Source organism: Pseudolysinimonas sp. 10J20-29 (assembly GCF_055809595.1).
In genome coordinates, this window is record NZ_CM147917.1 from 171992 (window position 1) to 197619 (window position 25628).

The 25628-nt window shown below is 69.0% G+C and carries 22 protein-coding genes, 1 tRNA gene and 1 pseudogene; 18 read left to right on the forward strand and 6 right to left on the reverse strand.

The window, feature by feature from the left end:
• Positions 1–51 precede the first annotated feature (51 nt).
• Both galK and galT read right to left on the reverse strand, forming a co-directional pair.
• A complete protein-coding gene (gene galK / locus AC0L6Y_RS00905) occupies positions 52–1224 on the reverse strand; it encodes a galactokinase (RefSeq protein ID WP_473553756.1) in 1173 nt (390 codons plus the stop codon).
• A complete protein-coding gene (gene galT, locus AC0L6Y_RS00910) occupies positions 1221–2318 on the reverse strand; it encodes a galactose-1-phosphate uridylyltransferase (RefSeq protein ID WP_473558572.1) in 1098 nt (365 codons plus the stop codon). The genes galK and galT overlap by 4 nt, the downstream gene beginning before the upstream one ends.
• 79 nt (positions 2319–2397) lie before the next feature.
• Here galT and AC0L6Y_RS00915 point away from each other — a divergent pair, with 79 nt between their 5' ends.
• Genes AC0L6Y_RS00915 through AC0L6Y_RS00930 form a run of 4 tightly spaced genes read left to right on the forward strand, consistent with a single transcriptional unit; the run spans position 2398 to position 6139 of the window.
• Positions 2398–3207, forward strand: a complete 810-nt coding sequence (locus AC0L6Y_RS00915; RefSeq protein WP_473553758.1) for a DeoR/GlpR family DNA-binding transcription regulator — start codon at positions 2398–2400, stop codon at positions 3205–3207.
• Positions 3208–3212: 5 nt separating this feature from the next.
• On the forward strand, positions 3213–4139 hold the full coding sequence (locus tag AC0L6Y_RS00920) for an aldose 1-epimerase family protein (protein WP_473553760.1): 927 nt from the start codon (positions 3213–3215) through the stop codon (positions 4137–4139).
• A 9-nt stretch (positions 4140–4148) separates the two neighbouring features.
• Positions 4149–5087, forward strand: a complete 939-nt coding sequence (locus AC0L6Y_RS00925; protein WP_473553762.1) for an aldose 1-epimerase family protein — start codon at positions 4149–4151, stop codon at positions 5085–5087.
• Positions 5084–6139, forward strand: coding sequence for a VIT1/CCC1 transporter family protein (locus tag AC0L6Y_RS00930; RefSeq protein WP_473553763.1), 1056 nt, complete (start codon positions 5084–5086; stop codon positions 6137–6139). The genes AC0L6Y_RS00925 and AC0L6Y_RS00930 overlap by 4 nt, the downstream gene beginning before the upstream one ends.
• A 7-nt stretch (positions 6140–6146) precedes the next feature.
• Here AC0L6Y_RS00930 and AC0L6Y_RS00935 read toward each other — a convergent pair whose 3' ends face one another.
• Positions 6147–6497 (reverse strand): ArsR/SmtB family transcription factor, encoded by a 351-nt coding sequence (locus AC0L6Y_RS00935; RefSeq protein ID WP_473553766.1) that lies wholly within the window; start codon positions 6495–6497, stop codon positions 6147–6149.
• A gap of 87 nt (positions 6498–6584) precedes the next feature.
• On the opposite strand from AC0L6Y_RS00935, the gene AC0L6Y_RS00940 reads away from it, so the two are divergent.
• From AC0L6Y_RS00940 to AC0L6Y_RS00975, 8 genes are all read left to right on the forward strand, one after another.
• Positions 6585–7901 carry an FAD-dependent oxidoreductase gene (locus tag AC0L6Y_RS00940; protein WP_473553770.1) on the forward strand — a complete coding sequence of 439 codons (1317 nt, stop codon included), beginning with the start codon at positions 6585–6587 and terminating at the stop codon, positions 7899–7901.
• Between the two features lie 73 nt (positions 7902–7974).
• The gene (locus AC0L6Y_RS00945; RefSeq protein WP_473553773.1) at positions 7975–8967 is read left to right on the forward strand and encodes an NAD(P)-dependent alcohol dehydrogenase; all 993 of its coding nucleotides are present in this window, start codon (positions 7975–7977) and stop codon (positions 8965–8967) included.
• Between the two features lie 444 nt (positions 8968–9411).
• On the forward strand, positions 9412–11940 hold the full coding sequence (locus tag AC0L6Y_RS00950) for a right-handed parallel beta-helix repeat-containing protein (RefSeq protein ID WP_473553775.1): 2529 nt from the start codon (positions 9412–9414) through the stop codon (positions 11938–11940).
• 162 nt (positions 11941–12102) lie between these two features.
• The gene (locus AC0L6Y_RS00955; protein WP_473553777.1) at positions 12103–13527 is read left to right on the forward strand and encodes an ABC transporter substrate-binding protein; all 1425 of its coding nucleotides are present in this window, start codon (positions 12103–12105) and stop codon (positions 13525–13527) included.
• A 68-nt stretch (positions 13528–13595) separates the two neighbouring features.
• The gene (locus AC0L6Y_RS00960; RefSeq protein ID WP_473553779.1) at positions 13596–14534 is read left to right on the forward strand and encodes a carbohydrate ABC transporter permease; all 939 of its coding nucleotides are present in this window, start codon (positions 13596–13598) and stop codon (positions 14532–14534) included.
• Between the two features lie 64 nt (positions 14535–14598).
• On the forward strand, positions 14599–15363 hold the full coding sequence (locus AC0L6Y_RS00965) for a carbohydrate ABC transporter permease (protein WP_473553782.1): 765 nt from the start codon (positions 14599–14601) through the stop codon (positions 15361–15363).
• Complete coding sequence (locus AC0L6Y_RS00970; RefSeq protein WP_473553784.1) at positions 15335–16432, forward strand: Gfo/Idh/MocA family oxidoreductase; 1098 nt, start codon at positions 15335–15337, stop codon at positions 16430–16432. The genes AC0L6Y_RS00965 and AC0L6Y_RS00970 overlap by 29 nt, the downstream gene beginning before the upstream one ends.
• Positions 16429–17259, forward strand: coding sequence for a sugar phosphate isomerase/epimerase family protein (locus AC0L6Y_RS00975; protein WP_473553786.1), 831 nt, complete (start codon positions 16429–16431; stop codon positions 17257–17259). Before AC0L6Y_RS00970 ends, AC0L6Y_RS00975 begins: the two co-directional genes overlap by 4 nt.
• On the opposite strand, the gene AC0L6Y_RS00980 is transcribed toward AC0L6Y_RS00975, so the two are convergent.
• Positions 17240–18247, reverse strand: coding sequence for a LacI family DNA-binding transcriptional regulator (locus tag AC0L6Y_RS00980; protein ID WP_473553788.1), 1008 nt, complete (start codon positions 18245–18247; stop codon positions 17240–17242). The two genes, AC0L6Y_RS00975 and AC0L6Y_RS00980, sit on opposite strands and share 20 nt — an antisense overlap.
• A 110-nt stretch (positions 18248–18357) precedes the next feature.
• Here AC0L6Y_RS00980 and AC0L6Y_RS00985 point away from each other — a divergent pair, with 110 nt between their 5' ends.
• The 4 genes and pseudogenes from AC0L6Y_RS00985 (at position 18358) to AC0L6Y_RS01000 (ending at position 23031) form a co-directional block, all read left to right on the forward strand.
• Complete coding sequence (locus tag AC0L6Y_RS00985; protein WP_473553790.1) at positions 18358–19296, forward strand: dihydrodipicolinate synthase family protein; 939 nt, start codon at positions 18358–18360, stop codon at positions 19294–19296.
• 1 nt (position 19297) lies between these two features.
• Positions 19298–19813, forward strand: a pseudogene (locus AC0L6Y_RS00990) (glycoside hydrolase family 78 protein); the annotation flags it as partial.
• Between the two features lie 64 nt (positions 19814–19877).
• Positions 19878–22100 carry an alpha-L-rhamnosidase gene (locus tag AC0L6Y_RS00995; RefSeq protein WP_473553792.1) on the forward strand — a complete coding sequence of 741 codons (2223 nt, stop codon included), beginning with the start codon at positions 19878–19880 and terminating at the stop codon, positions 22098–22100.
• Positions 22084–23031, forward strand: a complete 948-nt coding sequence (locus AC0L6Y_RS01000) for an alpha/beta hydrolase (RefSeq protein WP_473553795.1) — start codon at positions 22084–22086, stop codon at positions 23029–23031. Before AC0L6Y_RS00995 ends, AC0L6Y_RS01000 begins: the two co-directional genes overlap by 17 nt.
• 66 nt (positions 23032–23097) lie before the next feature.
• On the opposite strand, the gene AC0L6Y_RS01005 is transcribed toward AC0L6Y_RS01000, so the two are convergent.
• Positions 23098–23170, reverse strand: a tRNA-Lys gene (locus AC0L6Y_RS01005).
• 80 nt (positions 23171–23250) lie between these two features.
• On the opposite strand from AC0L6Y_RS01005, the gene AC0L6Y_RS01010 reads away from it, so the two are divergent.
• The gene (locus AC0L6Y_RS01010; protein WP_473553797.1) at positions 23251–24225 is read left to right on the forward strand and encodes a YHYH protein; all 975 of its coding nucleotides are present in this window, start codon (positions 23251–23253) and stop codon (positions 24223–24225) included.
• Positions 24222–24818 carry a DUF305 domain-containing protein gene (locus AC0L6Y_RS01015; protein ID WP_473553799.1) on the forward strand — a complete coding sequence of 199 codons (597 nt, stop codon included), beginning with the start codon at positions 24222–24224 and terminating at the stop codon, positions 24816–24818. The genes AC0L6Y_RS01010 and AC0L6Y_RS01015 overlap by 4 nt, the downstream gene beginning before the upstream one ends.
• Before the next feature lie 67 nt (positions 24819–24885).
• Here the strand turns inward: AC0L6Y_RS01015 and AC0L6Y_RS01020 are convergent, their stop codons facing one another.
• Entirely contained in the window at positions 24886–25539 is a 654-nt protein-coding gene (locus AC0L6Y_RS01020; protein WP_473553801.1) for a fasciclin domain-containing protein, read from the reverse strand.
• Positions 25540–25628 lie beyond the last annotated feature (89 nt).

Consider the following 25628-nt stretch of genomic DNA (forward strand, 5'->3'; position numbering starts at 1 on the left):
ACGCGCCGGCCCGCCCGCAGGCCGCACCTTCTGCCGGGGGCAAGGGGCGGGTCAGGGCTCGCGGAGGGCGCCGTGGGAGGGGGTGACGGTGAAGAGCTCGGGGGCCGAGAAGCCGTGCTCGGCGAAGGCGCCGTCGAGGGCGACCTGCACGCGCGACAGCTCCTCGCGGGGCACCAGCGCGATCGCGGCACCGCCGAAGCCGCCGCCCGTCATCCGCGCGCCGAGGGCGCCGTTCGCCTGCGCCGTCTCCACCGCCAGGTCGAGCTCGGGCACCGAGATCTCGAAGTCGTCGCGCATCGAGACGTGGGAGGCATCCAGCAGCTCGCCGATCGCGCGCGGCCCCTGCTCGCGCAGTGCGAGCACCGTGTCGAGCACGCGCTGGTTCTCGGTGACGACGTGGCGCACGCGGCGGAAGGTGACGTCGTCGAGGAGGTCGCGGGCGCGCGGCAGGTCGTCGACGGTCACGTCCCGCAGCGAGGCGGCACCCAGCGCGGCAGCCCCGGCCTCGCAGGAGGCGCGGCGCTCGCCGTAGCCGCCGTTGGCGTGCGAGTGCGTCACTCCGGTGTCGATGACCAGCAGCACGAGCCCCGCCTCGGCGAAGCCGAGCTCGATGACCTCCGCTTCGAGCGATCGGCAGTCGAGGAACACCCCCGCGTCACGCTGCCCGAGCAGCGAGGCGGACTGGTCCATGATCCCGGTCGGCGCGCCGACGGCGATGTTCTCGGCGCGCTGGCCGACGCGCGCCAGCTGCTCGCGCGTGTGCCCGAGCTGCCAGACCTCGTCGAGCGCGACGGCGACGGCGCACTCGATCGCGGCCGAGGACGACAGGCCCGCCCCGACGGGCACGTTGGAATCGATCACCAGGTCGAGCCCCGGCACCGCCGCCAGGTCGGCCCCGGCTTCGCCGAGCGCCCACGCGACCCCGAGCGGATACGCGGGCCAGCCGTCGAGTCCGCCCTCGGCCACGATCGCCGCCAGCTCTGCTAGCTCGACCTCGACGCTCTCGTCGCCGAAGGTGGAGGCGACGCGCAGCACGCCATCGTCGCGCACCCCGACCGCGACGAGCGTGCGGCGGTCGATCGCGAACGGGAGCACGAATCCGTCGTTGTAGTCGGTGTGCTCGCCGATCAGGTTGACCCGCCCCGGCGCCGACCACAGGCCGAGCGGGGCGTGCCCGGTCAGCTCGGTGAACAGGTCGCGGACGTCGTCACGCAGGTCGCTCATACGCTCTCGATGGCCTTTCGGATGTTGCCCGCCGCGGCTTCGGGAGTGACGTCGCCGATCCAGGCTCCCATCGCGGCTTCCGAGCCGGCGAGGTACTTGAGCTTGTCGGCCGCACGGCGCGGCGAGGTGAGTTCGAGGTGCAAGCGTACGCTGTCGCGTCCCACGTTCACCGGGGCCTGATGCCACGCGGCGATGTACGGGGTGGGGGTGTCGTACAGCGCGTCCACCCCGCGCAGCAGTCGCAGGTAGACGGTTGCCAGCTCGTCGCGCTCGGCCTCGCTGGTCTCGGCGAAGTCGGCGACGTGGCGGTGCGGCAGCAGGTGGATCTCGATCGGCCAGCGCGCCGCGAACGGCACGAAGGCCGTCCAGTGCTCGCCAGCGAGCACGACCCGCTCGCTCGCGCGTTCGAACTCGAGGATGCGGCCGAACAGGTCGGGCCCGAGCTGCCGGATCGAGTCGAGCAGCCGCGTGGTGCGCGGGGTGACGTAGGGGTAGGCGTAGATCTGCCCGTGCGGGTGCTGCAGGGTGACGCCGATCGCCTCGCCGCGGTTCTCGAACGGGAACACCTGCTCGATGCCGGGCATCGCCGAGAGCTCGGCGGTGCGGTGCGCCCAGGCCTCGATGACGGTGCGGGCGCGACTCGGGCTGAGGCTGCCGAACGAGCCTTCGTGCTCGGGGCTGAAGCAGACGACCTCGCAGCGGCCGACGGAGGTGCGGGTGCGCCCGTAGTCGAGCGTCGCCAGGTCGGCGAGCCCCTGCGGCGCGTTCGGGTCGTCGGCGAGAGCCGGGCCGAAGGAGGGCGACTTGTTCTCGAACACGGCGACGTCGTAGACCGAGGGCACCTCGGAGGGGTTGCCGGGGCTCTGCGGTGCGAGCGGGTCGAGCTCGGCCGGCGGCAGGAAGGCCCGGTTCTGGCGGGCGGCGGCGATCGAGACCCAGTCGCCGGTGAGCGCGTCCTGACGCATGGTCGCGGTGGCGGGGCGCGGGTCGAGTTCGCGGGCGTCGAGGGCGCGCTCGGGGCCGAGGGTGGTGTCGGCGTCGTCGAAGTAGATCAGTTCGCGGCCGTCGGCGAGGGTGCTGCGGTGGTGAGTGATGGGCACCTGATTACGATATTGAAAGCGCCGCTTGCAGATGCGACAGAAATCGAAAGGCGCGCGGAGCGAAAGGGCGACCATGGATGACCGGGGTGAGCTCCCCGCAGAGGCCCGACGAGCCGCCCTCGCGGCCGTCGTCGCCGAGCGTGGGTACGTGCGGGTGTCGGAGGTGCGCGATCACTTCGGTGTGAGCGAGGTGACGGTGCGCTCCGATCTGCGCGCCCTCGACGAGGCCAGCCTCGTGCGCCGCGTGCACGGCGGGGCGATGCCGGTGCCCGGCACCGAGCGCGAAGCTCCCGTCGAGACGGCCGCCGAGCGCGACGCCGAGCTGAAGCGCGCGATTGGGCGCCGCGCCGCCGCGCTCGTGGCGAACGGGTCGAGCGTGCTGCTCGATGTCGGCTCCACGACGCTCGCCGTGGCCCGCGCCCTGGTCGCCCGCCGCGACCTGACCGACCTCACGGTGATCACCAACGGGCTGTCGATCGCGCTCGCGCTGGAGGCGGCGATCCCGCGTTTCACGGTCATCGTGACCGGGGGCACGCTGCGGCCGCTGCAGCATTCGCTGGTCGCGCCGCTGGCCGCGAACACGCTGCCCGAGCTGCATGCCGACCTCGCGATCCTCGGCGGCAACGGCATCGCCGACGACGGCGCGGTCACCAACCTGAACCTGCCGGAGGCGGAGATCAAGCGCGCGATGGTCGCCGCGGCGACCCGGCGCGTGCTGGTGGCCGATGCCTCCAAGTGGGGTCAGCGCCACCTCGGCCGCATCGCAGCCCTCGCCGACTTCGACACGCTCGTCACCGCGGGCGACCCGGCCGCCGTCGAGGCGCTGCGCGCCGTCGCGGCCGCCGCGGGCACGCGGGTCGAGGTGCCCGACGTTCTAGGCTGACGGGCGTGACTTCTCCCACCGGCGAACAGTTCATCCTCGACGACGGCCACGTGCGCGTCGAGATCGGCGCCCTCGCGGCGGTGCTGCGGGAGGTGCGCGTCGGCGGCGTCCGGATCACCGAGACCGTCCCCGCCGACAGCCTGCCCTCGCACGGCTGCGGCATCGTGCTCGCCCCGTGGCCGAACCGGGTCAAGGATGCGCGCTGGGTGCTCGACGGCGAGGTGCAGCAGCTCGACATCACCGACGTCGCGCGCGGCGGCGCGATCCACGGACTGCTCCGCAACACCGACTACCGGCTGCGTGAGCAGACGGATCGCTCGCTCACCCTCGGCGCCACGATCTATCCGCAGCACGGCTGGCCGTTCATCCTCGACACCTGGGTCACCTACGCGCTGGAGGCGGACGGCCTCACGGTGACGCACGGTGCGGAGAACCTCGGCACCGCCCGCGCGCCGTGGTCGGTCGGCGCGCACCCCTACTTCCGGGTCGGCGAGACGCCGACCGACGAGCTGACGCTGCGGGTGGCGGGCGAGACGCGCCTCGAGCTGGATGACCGCCTGAACCCGGTCGCCGAGCATCCGGTGGCGGGCACCGAGTTCGACCTGCGCGCGGCGACGTCGCTCGCGGGTGCCGATTTCAACGTCGGCTTCGGCCAGCTGGCGAACCGCGACGAGACGGCCGAGGTCGCGTGGCTGGAGGCGGCGAACGGCGCCGCGGCGATCGTCTGGGCCGATCCGGCGTTCCGCTGGCTGCAGCTGTTCACCCCGGCGGACTTCCCGGGCGACGAGGGCGCGCATCGCGCGGTCGCGCTCGAGCCGATGACGGTGCCGCCGGACGCGCTGAACTCCGGCACCGACCTGCGCTGGATCGAGCCGGGCGACCGGGTCGAGGCGACGTGGGGTGTGCGCTTCCGCGCCGCATCCGGACTCTAGGCTCGTCGCATGCACGCACCGACGGGGGAACAGATTCTGCTGGAGCACGGCGCCGTGCGCGCCGAGATCGGCAGCGTCGGCGCGGTGCTGCGCTCGCTGCGCGTCGACGGCGTGGACCTCACCGAGCCGGTTCCGGTCGATGAGGCCCCCGAGTTCTGCAACGGGGTCGTGCTGTCGCCGTGGCCGAACCGCGTGCGGGATGCGCGCTGGATGCTCGACGGCGCCGTGCAGCAGCTCGACATCACCGAGCCGGTCCGCGGCGGTGCCCTGCACGGGCTGCTGCAGTTCGCCGAGTACGAGGTGCGCGAGCGCACGACGGAGGCGGTGACCCTCGGCGCCCGCATCGCCCCGCAGCACGGCTGGCCCTTCGAGCTCGACACCTGGGTGCGCTACGAGGTCGTCGACGACGGACTGACCGTCACCCACGGGGTCGAGAACCGCGCCGCACGGCCGGCGCCGTTCGCGGTGGGAACGCATCCGTATCTGCGGATCGGCGACGTGCCGATCGCCGAGCTGCGGCTCACCGTTCCGGCGTCCCGCTTCTTCGAGGTGGACGAGCGGATGAACCCGATCGCCGAGTCGCCGGTCGATGGCACCGGCGCCGACGTGCGCACGCCCCGACCGGTTGGCGAGCTCGACCTCGACACCGCCTTCGGCGGTCTCACCCTCGCGCCGCTGCCCGGGGAGCCGGACGCGAGCGTGCGCGGGGCGAGCGCCTGGCTGGAGGCCCCCGACGGGCGTCGGCTGACGCTCTGGCAGAACGCCGACTGGGGCTACGTGCAGGTGTTCACGACGCAGATCTTCCCGAAGGCAGGGGAGCAGGTCGCCGCCGTCGCGGTGGAGCCGATGACCGCCCCGCCGGACGCCCTCAACTCGGGCCAGGGGCTCATCTGGCTCGAGCCGGGGGAGCGCTGGGAGGGCTCGTGGGGTCTGGTGTTCCGCGCATGAGCTCCCCGACGCGGCGGCAGGTCCAGCGCTGGCGGCGTCACCTCGCCGACGAGCGGGCGGAGGCGCAGGTGTACCGCGAACTCGCCGAGCGGGCCGAGGGGGCGGAGCGCGAGATCCTGCTCGGCCTGGCCAGCGCCGAGGGGCGCCACGAGGCGCACTGGCTCGCGCTGCTCGGCGACGACGTCGGCGCGCCCAAGCGCGGCAGCCTGCGCACCCGCGGTCTGGCGTGGCTCGCCCGGCACTTCGGCAGCCTGTTCGTGCTGGCCCTGGCGCAGCGTGCCGAGGCGCGTTCGCCCTACGACGACGACGCGGATGCGACGGATGCCATGGCGGCCGACGAGCGCATCCACGGCGAGGTGCTGCGCGGCCTCGCGGCCCGGGGCCGGCTGCGGCTGGCCGGCACGTTCCGTGCGGCGGTTTTCGGCGCGAACGACGGACTCGTCTCGAACCTGGCTCTGGTGCTCGGTGTGAGCGCGACCGGCGCCGCCTCCTCGGTGGTGCTGTTCACCGGCATCGCGGGGCTCCTGGCCGGAGCCCTCTCCATGGCGGCGGGGGAATACGTCTCGGTGCGCTCGCAGCGCGAGCTGCTCACCGCCTCCCGCGCCGACCCGGCCTCGCACGGCGCGGTCGCGGCGCTCGACGTCGACGCGAACGAGCTGGCGCTCGTGTATCGCGCTCGCGGCATGTCGGAGGAGCAGGCCGAGCAGCGCGCGCAGGAGGTGCTGGCGGCACGTCGCATCGACCACGACGACGACCACGACGAGCACGAGGCGGTCGGCTCCACCTGGCGGGCGGCGATCTCAAGCTTTGCGTTCTTCGCGGCGGGGGCCGTGATCCCGGTGCTGCCCTACCTCTTCGGCGCCGACGGGCTGGTGGCGGTCGTGATCGCGTCCGTTGCGGTCGGCCTCGCGCTGCTGGCGACGGGCGCGATCGTCGGGGTGCTCTCCGGGGCGTCGCCGCTGAAGCGCGCGCTGCGGCAGCTTGCCATCGGCTACGGCGCCGCCGCGGTCACCTACGCACTCGGCTGGGTGTTCGGCGCCACGATCGTCTAGCGCCGACTCAGCCGGTGGCGAGCACGAGCCCGAGCTGTTCCAGGCTGCCGGGGACGAGACGGTAGTACGCCCAGGTGCCGCGCTTGCTGCGGGTGAGGAAGCCGGCATCCATCAGGATCTTCAGGTGGTGCGAGACGGTCGGCTGGCTGAGCCCGACCGGTTCGGTGAGGTCGCACACGCAGGCCTCTTGGCCGTCGGAGGCGGCGACGATCGAGATCAGCCGCACGCGGGTCGGATCGCCGAGCGCCTTGAACCGGCGGGCGACGGCTTCGGCCTCGGCGGCGTCGAGCGGCGCGCGGGTGAGGGGCGCGCAGCAGGCCGCGCCCGCGGGCGCGTCGACGATCGGCAGGGTCTTCATGGGACGAGTCTACCCAAATATTGACAAACTTCGATGGATGCGAGCAGAATCCATATCGACACCCGTCGATGAAGTGAAAGGCCCCTCGTGACTCTGATCGACCTGACCCGCCGTCCCGTGAGCAGCGAGCGGCGCGACGCGCTCCCGGTCGCCATCATCGGCGCGGGCCCCATCGGGCTGGCCGCCGCCGCCAACCTGGTCGAGCGCGGCATCGACTTCGTCGTGTTCGAGGCGGGCGACACCGTCGCCGACAGCGTCCGCCAGTGGGGCCACACGCGGCTGTTCTCGCCGTGGAAGCACCTCGTCGACCCGGCCTCGCGCCGACTGCTGGAGGCGACCGGCTGGACGCATCCGGCCGAGAAGTCGCTGCCGACCGGCACCGAGCTCGTCGAGCAGTACCTCGCGCCCCTCGCGGCCCTGCCCGAGATCGCCGACCACGTGCGCACCGGCGTCGAGGTGGTCGCCGTCACGCGCGAGGGCATGGATCGCACCCGCACCGCGCGGCGCGAGTCCACCCCGTTCCTGGTGCGGGTTCGCGACGGCGGTGAGCTGACCGACCTGCCCGTGCGCGCCGTGATCGACGCCTCCGGCACCTACCGCTCGCCCAACAGCCTGGCCTCGAGCGGGCTGGAACCGCTCGGCCTGCCCGAGGTCGCCGACCTCGTCACGCACGCACTGCCCGACGTGCTGGGCCGCGAGCGCGCGCGCTTCGCCGGTCGCCACACCACCGTCGTGGGGGCCGGGCATTCGGCCGCCAACACGCTGCTCGCGCTCGCCCAGCTGGCGCGGGAGGAGCCGGGAACCCGGGTCACCTGGCTGATCCGCAATGCCTCCGCGGTGCGCGTCACGACCTCGCCCGACGACGAGCTGGCCGCGCGCGCCTCCCTCGGGGCCCGCGTCGACGCGGTCGTCGCATCCGGGGCGATCGAGGTGGTCGACCGCTTCGAGATCGTGCGTCTGGAGCGTCAGGCGGAGGGCGTGCGGCTCGTCGGCGCCCGCGCGGGGGAGCTCGTCGAGCACCACACCGACCTGGTGGTCAACGCGACCGGGTTCCGCCCAAACCTCGACATGCTGCGCGAGGTGCGCCTCGACCTCGACGAGATCGTGGAGGCGCCGCGCCGCCTCGCGCCCCTCATCGACCCCAACGAGCACACCTGCGGCACCGTCGAACCGCACGGCTTCGCCGAGCTGCAGCACCCGGAGGAGGGCTTCTTCCTCGCCGGGATGAAGAGCTACGGACGCGCCCCGACCTTCCTGCTGGCGACCGGCTACGAGCAGGTGCGCTCGATCAGCGCCTGGATCGCCGGCGACCTCGCCGCCGCGGCCGCGGTGCAGCTCGACCTGCCCGCGACGGGCGTCTGCTCGACCGGGGATGCGCCGAGTCAGTCCAACTGCTGCTCCTAGGCGCCGCCCGCGCGGGGCCAATCGCCGCCGGGGCATCTACCGATCCGACGGCCCAGCCCCAAGAATGGGGAGCGTGCAGCGAGTCATGAAGGCGATCACCCAGCAGCGATACGGCGGCCCCGAAGTCCTCGAGTACACCGAGGTGCCGGTGCCCACGCCGAAGCCGGATCAGGTGCTCATCCGCGTCGGGGCCGCCTCCGTCAACGCGGCCGACTGGCTGCTGACCCGCGGCGAGCCGTATCTGGTGCGACTCGTCTTCGGCCTGCGTGCGCCGAAGGCGACGACACCCGGACGGGACGTCGCGGGCGTGGTCGAGGCGGTCGGCAGCGAGGTGAGCGAGTTCGCCGTCGGCGACGAGGTCTTCGGCGAGGTGGCGGCGGGCACCTTCGCCGAGTACGTGGTGGCCCCCGCGCGCCTGCTGGCGCCCCGTCCGCAGAGCCTCAGCTTCGAGGAGGCGGCGTGCGTGCCGCTCGCCGGCATGACGGCGTTGCAAGGCCTCCGCGACGTCGCCCACGTCGCCCCCGGCGAGCGTGTCCTCATCAACGGTGCCTCCGGCGGAGTCGGCACTTTCGCGGTGCAGATCGCCGTCGCGCTCGGCGCCTCCGTGACCGGGGTCTGCAGCACCCGCAACATCGAACTGGTGCGCTCGCTCGGAGCGCACGACGTGATCGACTACACCGAGCGCGACGTCACCGACGGCGACGAGAAGTTCGACGTGATCTTCGACTCGGTCGGCAACCACCCGCTGTCGAAGCTGCGCCACACTCTCACCCCGAAGGGCATCCTGGTGCTGTCCTCCGGAAGCGGCGGACCTGTTCTCGGCCCCATCGGACGCCTGATCGCCGCCGCGTTCCAGAACACGTTCGTCAGCCAGCAGCTTCGCCCGCTCACGGCCTCTGCCAACGCGGCGGATCTGGTTGAGCTGACCGCCCTCATCGACGCCGGCAAGGTGCGGCCCAGCATCGAGCGCAGCTACCCGCTCGCCGAGACCGCCGAGGCGCTGCGCCACTTCGGCGAGCAGCACGCCCGCGGCAAGATCGGGGTCGCGATGTGCGCTGCGGACTGACCGTCATCGAGCCAGGGTCCCGAGGGGGGCGGGTATGGGCAGAATCGGCCCTCCATGGGATTGAAAGCCGCGCGCGACGTTTCGTGGTTCTAAGCACGTGAGCCAGATGTCGCGGTCGCACTAGGTTTTCGAGTGGCCAGGCACGCGACAAGGCGGCGACGTTTCGACGCCGCTGTCGGCAGTGCCAGCAGGCCATCCATGGGTGGCCACCACTGCGCGATGCTGCGCGGCTGGCGTCGAAGCTTCGCAATAACGCGCCAACCGCCTGACGCCTTGCCTCGTGCACGCCACCGTCGGATTGCTCCGGTACTCGCAGCACGCCTCGGCTGCGGCTCATCTTGACCCTGCGCTCGTACCGTTCGACCGCGGTAACTGCCAGCCGAGCAGCCGCATTGGCGATGCCGATCTTGCCGCGGGCGCGCTGCTTGCGGTCGCCTCGGCGAAATGGGAACGATTGCGTTAACGATCCTTCAACTGTTAGGAATGAGTGCGGCACTGCCGCCAATTCGGACCAATTTCAACGGTGAAGGATGTGTCCCCATGATGAAAAGACCTGTGCGCAAGTGGATGCCGGGCGCCGCCGCGGCTCTCCTCGCGACATTGATCGTGAGTGGAGTGGGAGCGAGTCCCGCCGAGGCGCTCTCGTGTTCGGTGGGCGATTTCGGAGCTGTCGCCGACGACGCGATTGACGACACGGCCGCGATCCAGTCGGCGCTCGACGCCGGCTGCGGCCCGGTTGCGCTTCCGAGCGGCACCTACCTCGTCTCCGGGACGCTCCTGGTTCCCTCTGGCGGAGGCATCGTCGGCGCCGGCACGCTCGAGCAAATCGCGGACGTCACGACGATCCTCAACGCGGACACGAGCGCGGGCAACTCCGACATCACGCTGAACGGGTTCACGATCGACAAGTCGTTCGTTGACAACTCTCTCGCCGACGGCATCCGCCTCGAACGGTCGACGAACGTCGCCGTGACCGGCGTCACGGTCACCGGGATCAGCGCGCGCTCGGGCATCGAGCTCCTGGCGTGCGACACGTTTGAGGTCTCTGACAACCACCTCTCCGGGTTCTCGGCCACGGCGACGGGCGTTCTCGGCGATGGCGACCCCGTGTCGATCGACCCCATCTACATTCGCAGCTCGAACAACGGAGTCGTCTCCGGAAACGTCATCGAGGACATGGACGCCGGGTTGTCGCTTCGCTCGCACGGCGTGTACGTGACCAATGCGACCAGTGTCCAGGTCACCGGCAACGAGATCCGGCGCGTTGGCGACGGCATCGAGCTCGCGAACGTTGACGACGTCACGGTCGACTACAACGTGATCGAGGATGCCGCGGCGTTCGGTCTCAAGGTCGGCAACGGCTCGATCAACAGCACGCTTGAGCGCAACACGATCACCCGCGCTCAGATGTCGGGCATCATCGTCTTCGGTGGGGAGTCCACCGTTTCCGGCGCCGGTCCGACCGCAGACATCACGGTCAACCGCAACACCATCACGAACATCGGCTCGGATGGAACCGAGTCCCACCCGTATCCGGACAGTGCGCGCGCCGGCGTGTACGTCACGGGCGACCGGGCCCATTGGGAGCCGGTGGCACGGACCGTGATCACCGACAACGTGATCACCGACGACCAGCCCGTCGGCACGATGCAATTCGGCATCCTGATCGACGAGTTCGCCGTCGACTCAACGGTCATCGACAACACGATCTCCGGGCACACGGTTGAGGGGTTCAGGGAAGCAACGCCGGCACCGACACCGACACCGACGCCCACGCCGACGCCGACGCCGACGGAACCTCCCGCGGCGGAGTGCACGGTCGGCGAGGTGGGCACCGCGTCGGTCCTCGACTTCGGTGCAACCGCCGACGATGCGACCGACGACACGTCGGCGATTCAGGCGGCGTTGTCGTCATCGTGTGGCGTGATCGCGCTGCCCGAAGGTGTCTTCATCGTCAACGACACACTTCGGGTGCCCAGCGAAAGTGGCTTGGTCGGCCCCGGGACGATCCGGCAGACCGCCGATGTCGTCACGATTCTCAACGCCGACACCGGGAACGGCAATTCGGAGATCCATCTCGGAGGTTTCACAATCGCGAAGGACTTCGTCAACAACTCCCTCGCCGACGGCGTGCGCCTAGAGCGAGTTGATGGCATCGTCGTTGAAGACCTCGAGATCACCGGAATCAGCGCACGGTCCGGAATCGAGCTGCTGCTTTCCACGAACTTCGTTGTGAAGGGCAACTACCTGCACGACTACTCGGCCGATCAGGCCGGAGTGCTTGCTGATGGCGACCCGATTTCAATCGACGCGATCTACATTCGGCTCTCCGACGGAGGGGTTGTCTCCCATAACCGGATCGAGAACATGGACGGTGGGCCCAACATCCAGTCGGATGGCATTTTCGTCACCGGAGACGATGTCGTGGTGGAGCGCAACGTCATCCGCAACGTGGGGGAGGCCATCGACCTCGGTGCTGCCGAGAATGTCATCGTGCGGCACAACTTCGCCGTCGACATCGCCGGTTTCGGGTTGAAAGTCGGCAATGGCTCGCGAAACAGCACCATCACGGGTAATTACGTCATGCGTGCTCAGATCGCGGGTGTCGTGGTCTTCAACGGCGCGTCGACGATTGCCGGCAACGGGCCGACCGAGAACATCACGGTGACTCGAAACGTGATCGTCAACACCGGGTCCGAAGACAAGACCACGCACCCGGTTCCCTACATCCCGCGCGCGGGCATCTCGCTCAGCGGGTATCTCTCGACGTGGGCTCCTGTCGCGAACACCGTGGTGAAGAACAACGTCATCATCGACACGTACAAGCCGCACCGGATGGAGTACGGGATCTGGGAGGACCTCAATAACGTGGGCAACGAGATCTCGGGGAACATCATCATCGGCGCCGCCAAGGAGCGCATCCGCGACGACGAGACGTCGTGGTGCACCGAGTCGACCTGCGAAGAGTACTGAATCGCGGGAAGCGCGCCGATAGCATTGACGGCGGGGGCCGGGAAATCCGCCCCCGTCGTCGATTATTCGCGTGTGACGGGATGCCCGAATGGGGTGCTCGTGGACGGGGGTGTGGGCCGGGTCTCGATCACGTGCAGTGGTGCGCAGGATCGCCGCAGTGCCGTGGCCGAGGCGCGAAGGCCTGAGGAAAAAACCGAGAAAAAACGGGCTTGTGCAATCGTTCCCGTGAACGATATGGTGTATCGAGTCCTGATTCACCAAGCAACGAAGCATGGAGACGCGAACATGAAACTTCCCACGATGAAGCGCCGGGCGACGGTCGCCGTTGCGGCCGCCGCGGCGATCGGGCTGACCGCCACCGGTTGCGCTGCCGTCGGCGACGGCGGCGGCGAGGCGAGTGCGAGCGGCACCGTCACCATTGGTATGGTGGCGGGCCTCACGCCGCAGTACGAAGAGGTGGTCGCCGCATTCAGCGAGGAGTACCCCGACATTGAAGTCGAGCTGCAGCTGATGCCCGATGAGATCCCCGACATGACTCGATTCCTGATGACCGGCAAGCTGGGTGGCCAGCTGCCGGATATCGTGGTCACGTTCGCCGACAACATCAACCAGCTCGCGGACGCAGACATCACCGAAGACCTGTCGGACCGCCTGTCCGACTCGACGCTGAAGACCGATGCGTTCCTCAGCAACTACCTGGACGCCTACCGTCCGCTCGACGCCCCGGGGGAGATCCACGGGTTGCCCGTCGGCGCCGACGCGCTCATCCTCGCCTACAACGCCGACGTGTTCGAGCAGGCGGGCGTCGACCTCCCGTCCGACGACTGGACGTGGGAGGAATTCAACGCGGCCGCGGACGCAATCTCGACAGCCGGTGCGGGGGAGTACTTTGGCACCGCCACCGGTCCGGAGAATGCTCTGATCTCTGACCCGATCGTCCGCGCCATGGGCGGCTACCTCTACGACCCGAGCGACAACTCGACCGGCATGGCCGAGCCGGCTGCGCTCGAGGCGTGGCAGGTCATGGCCGATGAGTGGCTGAGTGGCCGTTCGGCGCCGTACACCGTCAACCGCAACGAGCGACCGCGCTTCCAAGATGGGCGGATCGCCATGATCACGACCGTGCGTCCTGCTGTTCCGAGTGTCAACCAGGCTCTGGACAACTGGGATGTGGTCAGCATGCCCGCGATCGATGGAGTCCGTCCCGTGGGTGGCAGTTCGTACGCGCTCTCGCTCGCCCAGGACGCGAACAACCCCGAGGGCGCGTGGACGTTCCTTGAGTTCATGTACTCGAACGAGGGCGGAATGGCCGTCCTGCAGGCGACCGGCGGGGTTGTGCCCGCAACCGTCGAGGGTGTCGAGTCCGGCAGCTGGCAGGACCTCGACCGTCCGGCCAACCAGGCGGCATTCGGCACGGCTGCGCTCGAAGCATTGATGATCACGCAGTTCCCGCCGACCGTGCAGGCGATCTACGACGATGCCATCGCGCAGGCGTTCCAGCAGGTCATTCTCGGCGGGGTCTCCGTCGAGCAGGCCTTCACTGAGGCCGCCGACGTCGTCAACGAAGCGCTCGCCGGGATTGAGTGACGCGACTCGTGAACGCCCCAAGAACGATGGAGAAAGAGACACCGTTCGCGGGCACGAATGAGGGACGGGTGGTCGGCGTTTCGCCGGCCACCCCGCCCCGTCGTGCGAACCCCGTCGAGCACACACGGCGGGGCACGCGCGAATCCAATCTCACCGCCCTCGCATTCATCACACCGAACCTTGTGCTGTTCTCGGTGTTCGTGCTGTTCCCCGCACTGGTTGCCCTCGGACTGAGCTTCTTCGAGTGGAACCTCACCGGCGACCCGACCTGGGCGGGAATCGACAACTACGAGCGGATGTTCGCCGACGAGGCGATGTGGGCGGCGCTTGCCCGCACGGGGTACTTCCTTGTCCTGGGTGTCCTCCCGACCGTGCTGATCGGCTTCGTTCTCGCGTCGCTGATCAACGTCAACCTGCCCGCGATCGGCGCGTTGCGGGTGCTCTTCTTCATCCCGATGGTCGTCTCGGTTGCAGTATCGGCGGTGCTGTGGACTCGCGTCTACGCACACGACAGCGGCCTGCTCAACGCCGTGTTGGGATGGCTCGGCGTGCCGTCCGTCGACTGGCTGAACAACCCTGCGACGGCATTGCCGGCCGTGACGTTGATGCTGGTCTGGTTGAGCTTGCCGCTGGTCATCATCCTCTACCTCGCCGCGCTGCAGCGGGTGCCGCGCGAGATCTACGAGGCGTCGAGCCTCGATGGTGCGGGGCCGTTGAGAACCCTGTGGCAGATCACCTGGCCGAACGTGAGTGGCGCGACGGCTCTGCTGATTGTCGTCGAGTTCGTGAACTTCCTGTCGGGGACCTTCGAGGTCACCCTGATCATGACGCAGGGCGGTCCGTTGCGGAGCACCGAGAACCTCGCTCTCTACATCTACAAGATGGCTTTTGAACGATTCGACATCGGGTACGCGAGCGCTCTGACGCTCTTCCAAGCCGTGCTCATCATCGCCGTTGCGGCGGGCATCCGTGCGCTCGTCGGTGGCTTCCGACGGAGGAGTGCCTGACATGCTTCAGACCAGAGGTTCAATCGTTGCGAGGTATGTCGCCATCGCGGCCGTCGGACTCATCATGGGGTTGCCGGTGTTCTACGCGGTGTCGACCTCGCTCATGACGGCCCAAGAGGTTGTCTCCTATCCGCCCAGCCTGATCCCGACCGATATCCGCTGGGAGAACTACGCAGAGGCGCTGCGGTTCCTCTCTGGACCGGTGATCCTGAACAGCTTCATCTTCAGCATTGGCGTGATTCTGGTTCAGCTCGTGCTGGCGCTGCCTGCGGGTTTCGCGCTCGCAAAGATCCCGTTTCGGTGGGCTCTCACGGTGATCGCGGTGCTTGCGGCGCCGCTGTTGCTGCCGAGCAACGCGACGCTGATTCCGCTGTTCGTCGTGACCCGCGAGCTGGGGATCCTCAATACCTACGCGGGCATCATCGTGCCCGTCGCGGCGTCGACGACGTTCGCCACGTTGCTATTCCGCCAGTTCTTCGCGACGTTGCCCGACGGGATCATCGAAGCGGCGAGGATCGACGGGGCGAGCTGGGTTCGCGTGCTGCTCCAGATCGCGCTTCCGCTGGCCAAGCCGACGCTCGCCGCGTTCGGATCGATTACGTTCCTCAACGTGTGGAACATGTATGTCTGGCCGCAGCTCGTCGCGCCGAGCCCCGACCTGAAGGTGATTCCGGTGGCCCTCGCTCCTCTCGCACGCGGCGAATTCCAGGCCATCAGCGAGAGCGTCGGCATGGCCGCCGCGGTGCTGAGCATCATTCCCGTCCTCGTGATCTTCATCCTCACGCAGAAGTGGTACGTCAATGGCATCGTCGGCACCGGGCAGGACTGAGGCGGCCACGGCGACCGCGCCGGTCGCCGGCGGGGAGCTGATCCGCGACCGGAGCGGAGTCGGGATCATCGGGTGCGGCGGCGTGACCCGAGAGACACTCGGCGCGTTCCTCGATTCCGGGGGCCGTGTCGCGTGGGTGGTGGATCCGAGTTCCCGTGCGCGCGAGAGTGTCATCGCCCAGGTCTCGCAGCGGCAAAGCCAGACGCCGATCGGCTACGAACGTGTCGAGGATGCGCTGCGCCATGGCCCCGATGACTGCCCCGTCATGATCAATTCTCCGGGACCATTCCATGTTGAGCACGTGACGCTGTGCGCCGCAGCCCGCCGGCCGATGCTCGTCGCGAAGCCGCTCGGCCTCGACTGGGGCCAAACGGAGCGGGCCCTCGCACTTGCGGACGACGCCGGGGTGTCGATCGAAGTAGCGGAGCAATACCCGGATAACCTGCACTCGCTGCAGATTCAAGCGCTACTCGCCGAGTATGGCCCCGCGCGACGAGTGCTGTTCGATCATCGAAAGCCGACTTCGGCTCAGACAACCCTTGCGGGGCGGCGCCAAACCGGGATCGTCGAGTACGCGGTTCACCATTACGCGGTCTTCGCCGCGTGGATCGGTCTTCCGCCCAATGCGATCGCGGTCGACTCGTGGAATGCGGACGGCGGGCGAAGCGGCCTCGGCTCGATCGGCCATGGGTGGCTCCAGTTCGACTCGTGCCACGTGCTCCACGCCTTCGGTTTCGGCGGCAATCGGGCGACATATCGGGCCGAGATCGAGACCGACACTGCGATCATCACCGCGTCCGGGCAGCACTTCGGGGCCGCCGACGTCCGCGTCCGCGTCCGGCTGAATGCGGACGGCCTCGCCGAGGCCGTCCGTGCGCGCGCGTCGGGTTCGTCGGCATGGAGGCGGCTGTATGCGCGGTGGTTGGAGCGGCCCGCCAGGAGCGCTGCTCCGGCTGATCATCGCCGGATCCGGATCGTGGCCGCGATGCTCGACGCGGCCTTGCGCGCCGCCGACTCCGGCTCGGTGGTGGACCTTCGCTCCGACGCTCGCTTCGGGAGTCTGTGGTGAGTCCGCTCGTCGCACCGGCCCTGAGTGACCGTCTCGGCGCTGTCACCGACGAAATCGACAGCGATGTCGGCGTCGCGGCGGACCGGCTGCGAGGGTGGGGACTTCGGCACGCAGATGTCCGATCGGTCGGTGGCGCGCGCGTCCCCGCGCTCCCGACGGCCGCGCTCGACCAGTTGAGTGCCGCCGCGCAAGAGCTTGAGATCGGCGCGGTGAGTCCCGGGTTGTTCAAGGGCGAACTTCGGGGAGCGGCGTTTCGCGAAGAGATGGAGCACGCGCTCCCGGCGACGGTCCGCCTTGCGACCGAGCTCGTCGCGTCTCACATCGTCGTCTTCGGCGGTCACGCTCGCGAGCGCTTCGCCGACGTCGAGGCGGCGGTGGCGGAGGCGATGGCCATCGCGCGCGACGCGGGGGGTGAGCTGCTCCTCGAGAACAGTTCGTTGTGCCGTGTCGCGACCGCAAAGGATCTGCTCCGTATCTCTGACGCGACGGGTGTTCGTCTCGTCTGGGACCCCGCTAACGCGGTTGCAGCGGGGGAGCACGACCTCGTGGATGGGTCGAAGCTGCTTTCTGGTCGCATCGCGAAGGTGCATGTGCGCGACTGGGAGCCGGGCGCGGGCTGGTGCCGGCTGGGGGAGGGAGTCATGCCGTGGGAACGCCTCATCGAGGCGCTCGAGTCTGACGGCTTCGACGGCACCTACATCGTTGAGAGCCACCTCCCGGCCGACGCGGGAGCATCCGAATGGAACGTCACGCGCCTGGCGCAACTGCTGGCGACCGAGGTGCCTCGTGACGAGGCCGCCGAGCGCCTCAGTCCGGGCGGGCGGTAGAGCTTCGCGGAATCAGCGTCGGTTGCGACACGCGCGTCTTCCCCGAGGCCGGGGCGTCGAGCAGCAGCTCGACGGCGTCGGCGGCGACCCGTTCGAACGGCACACGGACGGTGGTGAGGGGAACCGGAAGCCGGCTCGAGATCGGCATGTCGTTGTAGCCGACGATGGACAGATCTTCGGGGATCCGCAGTCCGAGACGATGAGCTGCCGCGAGCACGCCGATCGCGGTGTTGTCGTTCACCGAGAAGATCGCCGTCGGGCGATCGGGGCGATCGAGCAGAGCCATGCCTCCGCGTTCGCCGTCTTCGATCTGGAAGCCCACCGACACCCGACGGTCATCGCGCACGTGCAGCCCCGAGGTCTCGAGCGCGCGAGCCCAGCCTTGCATGCGGCCTGTCGCGCTCGAAGCGAAGGGCGGCCCGCCGACGATTGCAATATCGGTGTGTCCGAGATCGATGAGGTGACGGGTGGCCACGAAACCGCCTAGTTCGTCGTCACCGACGGCAGATGCGGTGACGCCGTCGGTGCGCAGCGCGAACACGTGCGGCACGCCTCGCTCGCGCAGGCTGGCGGTCGTGTCCATGTCGGTGCGCGCGGTCGTGAGTATGAGCCCATCGACCTTCCGGCGCAGCAGAGCCTCGGAGGCGGCGATGTCTTTGAGCTCGTCATCGCCGGTCGTTGCGACGACCGCGAATCGCCCACGACGCTCGCACTCGCGGGCGACCGCTTCGAAGAACACCGCCATGACGGTGTCGGTGAGGCGAGGCACGAGGACGCCGATGGTGTCGGTGCCTTGGCGGCGCAGGCTCGACGCCAAGACGTCTCGCGTGTAGCCCAGTTCTGCTGCGATCGCGCGCACGCGGTCGGCGGCGGCACTTCGAGACGCGGGCAGCCTCTCGTCGAGGACGCGGGATGCGGTGGAGATACTCACCCCGGCGCGCGTGGCGATGTCTTTGAGCGTTGCCGGCCGTGGTCGATCAACAGCCATCGAGAGCCCCTTACTTTGACTGCCGTTCAGCGTAGCGGGCAGTTGACGAACGTCGTGGTACTCAGAATAATAGTAACGTTCTTGCAAACGTTACCGGATTGGTTGCTCAGATGTCCTCCATTGATCTCCGCGGGCTCGTTCCCGCACCTGTCACTCCCTTCACCACCGACGGGCAGGTCGACCATCTGCAGCTCCGGCGACTCACGCGCTGGCTCTCGAGCGTCGAGGGCGTCAAGGGCCTCGTCTGTCTGGGGCACGCCGGTGAGGGAACGTTCCTCACCATGAGTGAGCAGGTCGCCGTCATCGAGACCATGGTCGACGAGGTCGGAGATCGAACGCCGATCATCGCGGGCATCACCGGTGAAGGAACCGCCGTCGCGGCCGAGGAAGCCGCGCGGGCGAAAGCCGCGGGCGCCGCCGCGGGACTGGTGTACCCCTCGCACGGCTGGCTGCGTTTCGGGTTCCAGAAGGGTGCGCCGCAGGAGCGCTACCAGGAGATTTTCGATGTGTCGGGGCTGCCGCTCATCCTGTTCCAGTACCCGGACGTCACCAAGGCGACGTACGACCTTGAGACGCAGCTCGACATCGCCGCGCAGCCCGGCGTCTTCGCGACCAAGAACGGCGTGCGCAACATGCGGCGTTGGTACACCGAGATCCCCGAGTTGCGCCGCGCGCAGCCCGACCTGCAGGTGCTGACCTGCCATGACGAGTACCTGCTTCCGACGATGTTCGACGTTGATGGCGCACTCGTCGGCTACGGCTCGCTGACCCCGGAGCCGCTGGTCGAGCTCATCGCCGCGGGCAAGGCGAAGAACTACGGGGCCGCACACGCGATTCACGAACAGCTTCTTCCGGTGACGAAGGCCGTGTATCACCGCGGCTCGCACATGGAAGGAACGGTCGCCCTGAAGTTGGGGCTCGTTCACCGTGGTGTGCTCGACCAGGCGGCGGTGCGGTCGCCGTTGGTCTCGCTTTCGGCCGACGCGGTCGCCGAGATCGGGGCAGCGCTCGACGCCGCACGAATTCCGGCGGTCGAGGTCGCGTCCTAGCATGAGCTCGGCACCGACGAGCCTGCGCCTGGAACATCTCGCCGACGGCGCCTTCGTCGGGTCGGCTCGCCCAAGGCTCAGCTGGCGCTGGTCGCAGACCCCGGTGCCGCTGCTCTCCCAGGTCGAGTTGAACGTCGGAGGCGAGGTCGAGGTGCGCACGATCAAGGGCGCCCACCAACACCTCGTCGAGTGGCCCTTCGCGTCGCTCGCGTCGCGTGCCCGCGGATCGATCCGCGTGCGTGGCGGTTTCGACGGGGAATGGGGCGCATGGTCCGAGCCGATCGCCTTCGAGACGACCTTGTTGGAGCCAGATGACTGGAACGCTGTTCTGGTCGAACCTGTCGGAGTCGGTGGTCTAGGCGAACCCGCGCCGGTTTTCACCAAGACCTTCGATCCGGGCAAGTTCGCGAGCGCGCGACTGTACATCAGCGCGCACGGCATTTTCGAGGCCGAGATCAACGGCAGTCGCGTCGGAGCCGACCTCTTCGCGCCGGGGTGGACGGCGTACGCGTCGCGGCTCCGCTTCATGACGTACGACGTCACGTCGCTTCTGCGCGCCGGGGAGGAGAACTCGATCGAACGTGCTCGTCGGAAACGGCTGGTTTCGTGGGCGGCTCGGATGGTCGGGAGCGCGAGCGCACTACGGGGTGTCTCTCGGACTGATCGCGCAGCTCGAGGTCGTCGGCGTCAACGGCTCGCGCACCACGATTGCGACCGGGGACGACTGGGTCACGCGCGACAGCCAGGTCACCGCCGACGACCTCTACGACGGAGTCAACGTCGATCTGCGCTCTGGCTCCACCCGATCCGGCACGGTGCACGCCGGAACCGACGTGCGACAGGCCCTGTTTCCCTCCGCGACACCGCCGATCCGCGAACTCAAGCGGTTGGCGCCGGTGGAGGTGCGAAAGATCGGAGAAGACGCGACGCTGATCGACTTCGGTCAGAACTTCACCGGGTGGGTCTCGTTGTCTCTTGCCGGGGCTGCCGGCCAGCGCGTCGAGGTGCGGCACGCCGAGGTCCTCGTCGACGGCGCGCTCGCGACCGACGCGCTCCGCTCCGCGAAGGCCGTCGACACGTACCTCATCGACAGCCACGAACGTCGGGATCTTGAGCCCCGGCTGACGTTCCACGGATTCCGCTACGCCGAGATCCGGGGTGTCGGGCTCGAGCAGATCCTCGACATCGCCGGTGTCGTGATCGGGTCGGACCTCGAACGCACCGGGTGGTTCCGCTGCAGCGACGCGCGGCTGAACCGCCTGCACGACAACATCGTGCGAAGCGCGCGCAGCAACTTCATCGACATCCCGATCGATTGCCCGCAACGCGACGAGCGGCTGGGGTGGGCGGGCGACCTTCAGCTCTTCGCGCCAGCGGGGACCTTCCTGTTCGATATGGCCGCGATGCTCGACAGCTGGCTGGCAGATCTGCGCGCTGAGCAGCACCCCGACGGGAGCGTGCCCTCCGTCGTTCCGAACGTGCTGGAGGGCGTGCTGTCGCCGGGATCGGCGCGAACCGCTGGCTTCTCGGACGCGGCAGTGCTGCTGCCGCTGGCGGTGTATCGGGCATACGGTGACCGGCGGACCGTTGAGGAGCAGTGGTCGAGCGCGATCCGGTGGGTGCGGCGTGCGCTGTCGGCCGCGGGCGAGGACGGCATCTGGGAATCGGGGTTCCAATGGGGCGACTGGCTCGATCCGAGCGCGCCCTCCGGGGACCCCTCGCAGGGGAGCACCGCCGTCGATCTCGTAGCGACGGCCGCTCTGGTGCGCCTCGTCGACGCAGCAGCGGCGCTGGCCGAAGTTGCGGCGCCGGCCGACGTGGCCGGACTGCGATCGGAGCACACGAAGCTTGCTCGTGCGTTCGTGGAGCGCTTCGTGACGGCTGACGGGCTGGTTGTCGGCGACACGGTGAGCGCCTACGCGTTCGCCATTCGCATGGGTGTGCTTGATCCGCGGCAACAGCAGCGCGCGTCGTCTCGCATCGTCTCGCTTCTTCGAGAACGCGGATATCGAGCGTCGACGGGGTTCCTGGGAACCGCGCAGGTCTTGGACGCGCTTGATGCGGCAGGCGCCTCGGACGTGGCCATGCGGATGCTGTTGACCGATCGCATGCCGTCGTGGCTTGCGCAGGTGCGCCTGGGCGCAACGACGATCTGGGAGCGGTGGGACAGCCTCAACGACGACGGAGTCGTCAATGACCCGTTCATGACGTCGTTCAATCACTTCACTCTCGGGGCGGTGGCCGACTGGATGCATCGCCGAGTCGGCGGACTCGCCCCGGAGTCTCCCGGGTATCGCACGGTGCGCATCGCACCGATTCTGTCCTCGCCGATCGACTCCGCGTCGGTCCGACTCGACGGCGCATGCGGCGAGATCTCCGTCGAGTGGGTGCGTCGGGACGGCGTCGTCACGTTCGATGTCGTCCTCCCGCCCGGGACGGATGCCGTGGTCGACGTCCCCGGTGCTCCCGCGCGTCTCGAATCCGGGCGGCATCACTTCGAGGTCGAGGTCGAGGTCGAGGCGCCTGCGGCGACCCACCACTCGACGACACGAATGCGTGTCGGCGACGTGTTGGCCGACAGCGACCGGGGGCCGAAGCTGGTGGATCTGCTCGTGCGTCTGGGCATCGCCGACGACGAAGACGATGCGTATCGGCGGCTCGCTCCGTATTCCGACCTCGCGACCGGCGACCTTGCCGAGGAGATCGCACACCCGGCCTTCCGCGCGTCGGGGCCTTTTGTGCGCCGCGAGTTCCTTGCTGCGCTTCGGGAGGAGGCGGGACGCCCCGATGTCAGGACGTATTGATCCGGAGCTCGCCGAGCTCTATGCGGGAGCTTCGCGTCCCGACCTCACCGACATCGCAGCCATCCGTGCGGCGGAGCAGGCGCGGGCCGCGCGACCGAGACCCACACCGCTCGATGGCGTTGTCGAGCATGCCATCGAGATCGAGTTCGACCGGCAGTCGGTGCCCGCCGAGCTGTTTCGCCCCGTCGACCAGGGCGCCCCGGCGGTGCTCGTGCATATCCACGGCGGCGGCTTTCTCGCGGGCTCGGCGAACGACCCCGAGACTCGGGCATGGTGCGCGCGAACGGCACACGAGACAGGCGTGGCCGTGCTGGCGGTCGACTATCGACTCGCCCCCGAGCATCCCTACCCGGCGGGGCATGACGACGGCTATGCCGCCACGCGGTGGGCGGCTGAACACCGCGTGCAGCTCGGCGGTGCGCCCGATGCGCCGATCATTCTGCACGGTCAAAGCGCGGGCGGTGCGCTCGCGGCGGGCGTCGCGCTGCGGCTCCGCGACGAGGGACGTGACACGATCGCCGCTCTCATGCTCGACGCGCCGGTTACCGACGACCGACTCGACAGCGCCAGCATGAAGAGCTCCCGCGGCGGGCTTGTCTGGACGATCGATGACGCTCGCATCAGCTGGCAGTACTACCTCGGCCGCGACACCGGACCCGTTCCGGTCTACGCGGCCCCCGCTCGCGCCGCCAGCTACGCGGGCCTGCCGCCAACCTCGATCTTCGTCAACGGCGTCGACTCGCTCCGAGATGAGGCGCTCGTGCTTGCTCAGCGAATGGTCGCCGACGACGTCGAGGTCGACCTGCGGATGTACGCTGCGACGCTTCACGGGTCTTCCCTCGTCGGGATGGATGTCGCCGCCGGTCGCGCGATCAACAGGGACCAATTCGCCCTGATCGGATCGACTATCCGCCGCCAGGCGCCGCGGTGAGAGCAACGATCGCGGCAACATCAAACGCGCTGGACAACGAGCTGAGTGACCGGATTGGTCGATAGGTAGGCCCGGTGGGGCTCGAACCCACGACCCACGGATTAAAAGTCCGCTGCTCTGCCAACTGAGCTACAGGCCCTCGGCTCTCCAGCGTAGTGGGCACGCGAGTCATGCGTCGCGGAGGCGGCTCATAGGCACGGCATAGCAAGTGCTGGAATCGTGGCCGGCATTCCGACCGCCGCGCCGACGAAGGAGCGCCTCGCCATGTCCGTCCGACTCAAACCCGCCCTGGCCGTCGCCCTCATCGCGACCCTCGCCCTCGCCGGCTGCACCGCCGCCGACACCACCACCGAGACGACCACCGACTCCGCCGTCGTCGAGAGCGACACCACGACCACCACCACCACAACCGACTTCGCCGCCTCGAACGGCGACTGCGAGGCGATGGCCGCCACCTTCCGCGACGTGGAGAGCGCCAACCCGGACTCCCCGGATCCGGAGCTCACCGCCACCTGCGACGGCGACGTGCTCAGCGTCACCAGCAACGCGATCCCCGACTACGTCTACATCGCCACGACCCCGGAAGAGCTGCAGGCCTCCACCGTCGCGCTCAACCTCGCCGTCACCCCGACGGTCGCCGACGAGCCGGGCGAGATCCCCGCCCTCGGCACCATCGGCATCGCCGTCAACGGGGTGCCGATCTACGGTCCCACCGAGTCGACCGGCGGCGACGTGCTGTCGCTGCGGGGTGCCCTCTCCGAGTGCGGCAGCCACTCCAGCCCGGTGCAGTTCCATCTGCACCTGTTCGGCTGGGACGACGACGTCGACTGTCTCTACAGCGCCGAGGAGGCCGAATCCGGCGACTCGATCCTGGTCGGCTGGTCGGCTGACGGCTACCCGATCATGTCGGGCTACGTCTGCGCCGACGACGAGTGCACCGAGATGGTGCAGCTCGAGAGCAGCTGGCAGCTCACCGACGACTCGCTGTTCGCCTCCGACACCTGGTCGGCGCACACCTACGTCGAAGGCTCCGGCGATCTCGACCAGTGCAACGGACGCGTCGACAGCGACGGGCAGTATCGGTACTACACGACCACCACGTTCCCCTACTTCATGGGCTGCTACTACGGCGAGGTCTCCGACGACGCCATCGTCGGCACCGGCAACGGTGGTGGCCCCGGCGGCCGACCGTGAGCACCCCGCGCCCCGTCGTCGCGCGCCGGGCCTTCCTCGGCGGCACGGCCGCGGCGGCGTTGGGCGCGCTCCTGACAGCGTGCACCACCGAGCAGGCGGATGCCGCATCCCCCAACGAGATCGACATCGGCTTCTGCCAGGACATGGCCTTCCACCACGAGCAGGCGCTCGCCATGTGCCAGCGCGTGCTCGGAACCGACACCGGCTCGCAGGTGCAGACCGCCGCCGCCGACATCCTGCAGAACCAGTCCTACGAGCGCGGCATGATGCACACCTGGCTGCAGTCCTGGGGCGAGAGCACCGCGCCGCCGGCGACGGTGATGGGCTGGATGGGCATGGAGATGGCCGCGGACATGATGCCGGGCCTCGCCACCGACGAGCAGATGCGCGAGCTGGCGCTCGCCGAGGGCCTCGAGAAGGGGCGGATGTTCCTGGAGCTGATGCGCACCCACCACGTCGGCGGCGTGCACATGGCCGAGGCGGCATCCGGGGCGGCCACCGCGCCGGTGCGGCAGATCGCGGCGCAGGCCGCGCTCGTGCAGAACTACGAGATCGAGATCTTCGACGAGCTGCTGGCCACCAGCTACGCCTGACGCGCAGAAAGACGGGGCCGGATGCCACCACGACATCCGACCCCGTCTGGTGCGACGAGCCGGGGACTCAGCTCGCCGGCAACAGCACCGCGTCGATCAGGTACACGGTGGCGTTGGCTGTCATGACACCGCCGCAGATGACGTTGGCGTCATTCACGGTGAGGGTGTCGACATCGGATCCGATCTCGAGGGTCTGGCCGTTCACCGTGGTGAGGGTCATTCCCGCGATGTCGGCGGGCAGCATCTGACCGGGAACCACGTGGTAGGTCAGGATCGAGGTCAGCAGCTCGGCGTTCTCCGGCTGGGCGAGCGCGTCGACCGTCTCGGCGTCGAGAGCGGCGAAGGCGTCGTCGACCGGCGCGAAGACGGTGAACTCGTCACCGTTCAGCACGTCGACCAGGTTGACGTCCGGGTTCAGCTGGCCCGAGACGGCGGCCGTCAGCGTGGTGAGCAGCGGGTTGTTGCCCGCGGCGACCGCGACCGGGTCCTGGGACATGCCGACGACCGAGCCGGCGCCATCCGGAACGGATTCGGCGTAGGCGGTGCAGCCCGGGCCCACCAGATTGGCGAAGGCCGGGTCGCTCATGGTGTCATCCATCTCCTCTTCCATCGCCGGGTCGTCGGTGACCTCCTCGGCCGCGGTCGTACAGGCCGCGAGGCCGAACATGGCCACAGCGGCGATGCTGATGGCGGCGAGCTTGGTGCGCGAGTGGGTTCGCATGGGTTTCTCCTCAGTGCGGGAAAGCCGCGGCAAGCGGCTCTCCGTGTGGACGGTTCCTGGGTGTACTGCGTGGTTCTCTGCCGAGAACC